This is a genomic window from Spiroplasma endosymbiont of Megaselia nigra (assembly GCF_003987485.1).
GTDB lineage: Bacteria > Bacillota_I > Bacilli_A > Mycoplasmatales > Mycoplasmataceae > Spiroplasma.
Genome location: NZ_RCOO01000211.1, coordinates 1 through 1844, shown reverse-complemented (window position 1 = coordinate 1844; position 1844 = coordinate 1). Strand labels below are relative to the sequence as shown.

Below are 1844 nucleotides of genomic sequence, written 5' to 3'. Positions count from 1 at the left end.
TTTTTGAGCAATAAAACTTATCTTATTATTTTTAACTTCTTGTACTATCATTTTTCTAAAATCTGCTGTATATTTATTAAATTTTTGTCCTTTTCTTGCCATATAAAAATGCACCTCCTCTAAAAGTTTAGTAAAGTTCTTTTTTAATTTTACTTACTTTTTGGGGTGCAGTCTAAACTTTAAAGACTTTTTTTAAAATTAAAAAGAATAATATAAAAGTATAAGAATAAAAAAAGTAAACAATGGCATTTTTACTTATGCAATATCGAAAAGTGTATTGCTTAAATATATTTGATAAAAGGATAGCATAATCAATTTTAAGTATATTTATTTAAATGGCATTAAAGGACATTACAATTTGATAGGTATTCTGTGTATTTAACAGCAATTTGCATTTTTTAGTTTTGCATGTTTATCTTTAATTTTTATTAAAGAATTTTAATAAAAATGGACGTATAAAGAGAAAGAGGACAGGTAACATGACAGAAAAATATGGTATTAATGTTTATTCAGAAATAGGTAATTTAAAAACAGTATTGTTACATCGCCCTGGTGATGAATTAGCTAACTTATCACCAGATTTATTGGAACGATTATTGTTTGATGATACACCAGATTTAGCAGTTGCACAAAAAGAACATGACTTTTTTGCGCAAACTTTTAGGAACTTAGGTGTTGAGGTGTTGTATATTGAAAAATTAGTCGCTGAAGTTTTAGACACTGATTCAAAAATGCGGCAAGAATTACTAGAACAGTTTTTAAAAGAATCTGGTGCAAAAGAAGAATACATTAGTAAGTTACGTACTTATTTAGGCAAATTAGATAATCAAGCTCTTGTTAATAAAATGATAGCAGGGGTAACAAAATATGAGTTAGGAGTAGAAATTACAGAAATTATCCGCTAGCGGTTGATCTAATGCCAAATATTCTATTCCAACGTGATCCATTTGTATCAATTGGAAATGGAGCAACTATTCATAAAATGTTTACGGTTACTAGAAATCGTGAAACATTATTTTCTGATGTTGTTTTAAGACATAACCCCCGTTTTAAAGGAAAAATTAATTTTTGATATGATCGTAATGAAAAAGAAACTTTAGAAGGTGGAGACATTTTAGTTTTAAATGCAAAAACATTAATTATTGGTGTTTCACAAAGGACATCAATGGAAGCTATTAAAATAGTAGCAAAAAATCTAATTGAAAATGATTCAGTTATTTATGAAAAAGTTATTGCATTAGATTTAAAAACAAAAAATCGTGCTTTTATGCATTTAGATACTGTTTTTACTAATATTGATTATGATAAATTTATCGCACATCCATTAATTTTTGAAGCAATGGGTGAGTTTAAAATTTTTGAAATTACAAAAAATGGAGTTAAAGAAATTAAAGAAACAATTAAAGATTATTTATCAGAAGAAGTTGATAAGCCAGTTCAAATTTTTAAATGTGGTGGAGAATATCCAATTGCACAGGCAAGAGAACAATGAAATGATGGGGCAAATGTTATTACAATTCGTCCTGGTGAAGTGATTGCCTATTCAAGAAATCAAATTACAATTGAAATTTTAAAACAAGCTGGTGTTAAAGTGCACGTTATTGATTAAGCTGAATTATCACGTGGACGTGGGGGACCTCGTTGTATGTCAATGCCAATTTGAAGAGAGGATATCTAAAATCTTAATATTATATTTTAAAAGGAGAGAAAAAATAATATGGCTGTAAATTTAAAAGGAAGAAGTTAAGACTGCACCCCAAAAAGTAAGTAAAATTAAAAAAGAACTTTACTAAACTTTTAGAGGAGGTGCATTTTTTAATGGCAGGAAAAGAACAAAAATTTAA

The 1844-nt window shown here is 27.5% G+C and carries 1 pseudogene; it reads left to right on the top strand.

The window, feature by feature from the left end:
* Positions 1 to 479: 479 nt before the first annotated feature.
* Positions 480 to 1678 (top strand): annotated as a pseudogene (locus tag D9R21_RS08715) (arginine deiminase).
* Positions 1679 to 1844 lie beyond the last annotated feature (166 nt).